This window comes from Pseudomonas sp. AGC41, from assembly GCF_057334555.1.
Map to the genome: position 1 here is coordinate 140,300 of NZ_JBHFJB010000136.1, position 3,422 is coordinate 143,721.

Below are 3,422 nucleotides of genomic sequence, written 5' to 3' on the forward strand. Positions count from 1 at the left end.
CGCTCCCACAGGGGGTGTGTTTGGCGTTGAATAACAAACCCGGCACTTGGCCGGGTTTGTCGTACTGGCAAAAAACTTACTTGGCGGCAGCCGCCACAGCCAGTTCATGCCGCGCACTGCGCTTGTTCTTGATCACGTAGCACACCCACATGAACACCACCCACACTGGAATCGCATAGACCGATATCTGGATGCCGGGAATGAGCAGCATCACGCCGAGGATGAACACCACGAACGCCAGGCAGACGTAGTTGCCGTACGGGTACCACAAGGCCTTGAACAGCGGCGTCTGGCGAGTCCGGTTCATGTGCTGGCGGAACTTGAAGTGCGAGTAGCTGATCATCGCCCAGTTGATCACCAGAGTGGCAACCACCAACGACATCAGCAACTCCAGCGCATGCTGAGGAATCAGGTAATTCAGCAGCACCGCCACCAGGGTGATCGCCGCCGAAGCGAGGATCGACCGCACCGGCACGCCACGCTTGTCGATTTTCGCCAACGCCTTGGGCGCATCGCCCTGCTCGGCCATGCCCAGCAACATGCGGCTGTTGCAGTAGGTGCCGCTGTTGTACACCGACAGCGCGGCGGTCAGCACCACGAAGTTGAGGATGTGCGCCGCGGTGTTGCTGCCGAGCATCGAGAACACCTGCACGAACGGACTGCCGCTGTAGGCATCGCCAGAGGCATTGAGCGTGGTCAACAGACTGTCCCATGGTGTCAGCGAGAGCAGCACCACCAGCGCACCGATGTAGAAAATCAGGATCCGGTAGATCACCTGGTTGATGGCCTTGGGGATCACGGTTTTCGGCTTATCGGCTTCTGCAGCGGTGAAACCCAGCATCTCCAGGCCGCCAAAAGAGAACATGATGATCGCCATGGCCATCACCAGGCCGCTGACGCCGTTGGGGAAGAACCCACCGTGGGACCACAGGTTGGTGACCGATGCCTGCGGGCCGCCATGACCACTGACCAGCAGGTAACTGCCCAGGGCGATCATGCCGACGATCGCTACCACCTTGATGATCGCGAACCAGAACTCAGCCTCGCCAAACACTTTGACATTGGCCAGGTTGATTGCATTGATCAGGATGAAAAACGCTGCCGCCGAGGCCCAGGTCGGGATGTCCGGCGCCCAGTAATGGATGTATTTGCCAACGGCGGTCAGCTCGGACATGCCCACCAGGATATAGAGGATCCAGCAGTTCCAGCCCGACAGGAACCCGGCGAAACCGCCCCAGTATTTGTGCGCGAAGTGACTGAAGGAACCGGCCACCGGCTCTTCCACAATCATTTCGCCCAACTGGCGCATGATCATGAAGGCGATGAAGCCGCAGATGGCGTAGCCGAGGATCATCGACGGGCCGGCTGATTTCAGCACCCCCGCCGAGCCGAGGAACAATCCGGTACCGATTGCGCCACCGAGGGCGATCAGTTGGATGTGGCGATTTTTCAGGCCGCGCTTCAGCTCGCCTGAATGCGTATTTTCTACAACGGTCATGCGTCACCTATTTGTTTTTATCTGTGACGAAATCGGACCCGACACGCTTGTGGCGTGGCGGAGTGAACAAGGCGGATAACCTTGAAAGTGCGTGGGTACGCGAAGGGTCACAGTAAAACGCGGCGCATTGTACACTGCAGTACCCTCGCTGCCAGACACCAGCACACCAGCGTCTCACCCCACACTTGAGGTCTGGCGCGCATCTGACCCTTCCCGTGGGCTTGAAACAAGCGCTGCGAAGTAGCAAAAAACCCGTCAAGCCGAGCCACTCGGCAGCTTTTTCTTACAGCCCTCCCAAATGCCGACACCGGTTCGCTAGACCGGTCAAAACCGTCAGCATTCCTTTACAAGCCGTAACGCAAACTTTCCATGCGTGAAGTTTCAAAGGATGACTGCAAATTGACGGTAGCTAGCTACCTAATCAAAAACCGACGCCAGCCGGCTGTTTTTCAATAGCTAATTTGCCGCGAAAAAATAGAACAAAAAGTTCAAACGAAAAAAATAAAATATTTTTTTGCATTCCAAAAAACCCTCGACTAGGTTTTCAGCCACTTGCCCAGGCATCGTGCCGGCGAGTTTTTGCGGTGCCGATTCAGTTGGGTTCTGCCCGCCGGATCGGCCCGCGTTTTGCGCAAAAGTCATCTAGGAGATTCACTATGCAAGCACTGGACAAAGACTTGGAAACCGAACTGCAACTGGATGAATGGTTCGAAGCGCCGACCCATGAAGCCGCCGTTGAAATGATGCAAGCCGACGCCGTTGTGCCGTTCGGCACGGCAATGTGGCCTCTGTAAGCGCTACCCGGCGGAGCTGATCCGGCCGGTCGGCTCCGCCATTTGCCGCGAGGGACGCCACATCAACCGCCAAGGAAGAATAAGCATGGACACCCAACGAGCCATCTCTCATTTCCTTTACTACCTCGAACATCATCCCGCCCTGGCCGGCATCCAGCCCGCCAAGGTGTTGCTCGGCCACACGGCCGACTACGAAGCCCTGACCGGCGCAATCGCCGAACAGGCCGGCAGCGGCTCACCGTTCAGGTTCAGCGCCATGCGCCTGGATCTCGAGCCCACGGAGCGCCTGTCCCAGGCAATTGCCGACAGCGACCTGTACATTTTTTTCTATGACTCTTCGACCCTGCCCAATCCCCGCCCCGACGGCCCGGACTTTGTCCGTGCGCTGCAAGGCGTGATGGCGGAAAACTGGAAGAAATCGCTGCTGTTCAAGGATTACGGCGAATATTTCTACGACACCTTCAGCGTCATTCCGCAACGCATCGCCGGGCTCAACAGCCACCTCATCCGCCGCATGTCCCAGGCCACTACCTTGAGCTTCGAAGATGAGCACGGCTCGTATTTCGACACGGCACTGAACAGCGTCAAGAAGTGGACCGATATCAATGGCGTCGGCAACTACGACCTGGCGCCAGGCGAAATCGCCACTCACAGCGACACCATCAATGGCCGGGTGAAATTTGTCGGCACGTTCCTCAGTACGATTCCCTTCGCGCGCAAGTACGGCGTGTTGCAATCGCCGTTGGAGTTGTGGATCGAAGACTCCACGATCCAGAAAATCGCCACCGACGTACCGGGCCTTGAGCACGACTTCAACAAGTACCTGGACGCCAACCCGTCCAACCGCCGCATCGAGGAACTGGGCATCGGCACCAACGAAGGGGTCAAGGGCCTGTACGCTCGCAATGCCGGTTTCGAAGAGCGCCATTGCGGCTTGCACCTGGGGCTCGGTGGCGGGGCCAAGGGTAGCCATCACCTGGACCTGATTTTCCAGGGGGGTGTGCTGGCGCTGGACAAGGAGCCGGTGTTTGATGGGCGGTTTGTGCTTTAAAAGCAGCTTCGAGCGGCGAGTTTCAAGCGGCAAGAAGAAAAGACGATCTTTTGAATAGCGGTGGGATTGCTGGCCTCTT

Annotated in this window: 3 protein-coding genes; 2 read left to right on the forward strand and 1 reads right to left on the reverse strand. The window is 57.7% G+C overall.

Annotated features, from left to right (window positions below):
- Nucleotides 1–76: 76 nt before the first annotated feature.
- A complete protein-coding gene (locus tag ACE04F_RS22595; RefSeq protein ID WP_486109997.1) occupies nucleotides 77–1,498 on the reverse strand; it encodes an amino acid permease in 1,422 nt (473 codons plus the stop codon).
- 656 nt (nucleotides 1,499–2,154) lie between these two features.
- Here ACE04F_RS22595 and ACE04F_RS22600 point away from each other — a divergent pair.
- Both ACE04F_RS22600 and ACE04F_RS22605 read left to right on the forward strand, forming a co-directional pair.
- Nucleotides 2,155–2,292, forward strand: a complete 138-nt coding sequence (locus ACE04F_RS22600; RefSeq protein WP_003178782.1) for a hypothetical protein — start codon at nucleotides 2,155–2,157, stop codon at nucleotides 2,290–2,292.
- 85 nt (nucleotides 2,293–2,377) lie between these two features.
- Nucleotides 2,378–3,343: a M29 family metallopeptidase gene (locus tag ACE04F_RS22605; RefSeq protein ID WP_305499279.1), complete on the forward strand. Its 966-nt coding sequence runs from the start codon at nucleotides 2,378–2,380 to the stop codon at nucleotides 3,341–3,343.
- The last annotated feature ends 79 nt before the right edge of the window (nucleotides 3,344–3,422 follow it).

Coding starts and splice junctions, on each gene's coding strand:
- ACE04F_RS22595 (WP_486109997.1), bottom strand. CDS start 1,498: ATGACCGTTGTAGAAAATACGCATTCAGGCGAGCTGAAGCGCGGCCTG.
- ACE04F_RS22600 (WP_003178782.1), top strand. CDS start 2,155: ATGCAAGCACTGGACAAAGACTTGGAAACCGAACTGCAACTGGATGAA.
- ACE04F_RS22605 (WP_305499279.1), top strand. CDS start 2,378: ATGGACACCCAACGAGCCATCTCTCATTTCCTTTACTACCTCGAACAT.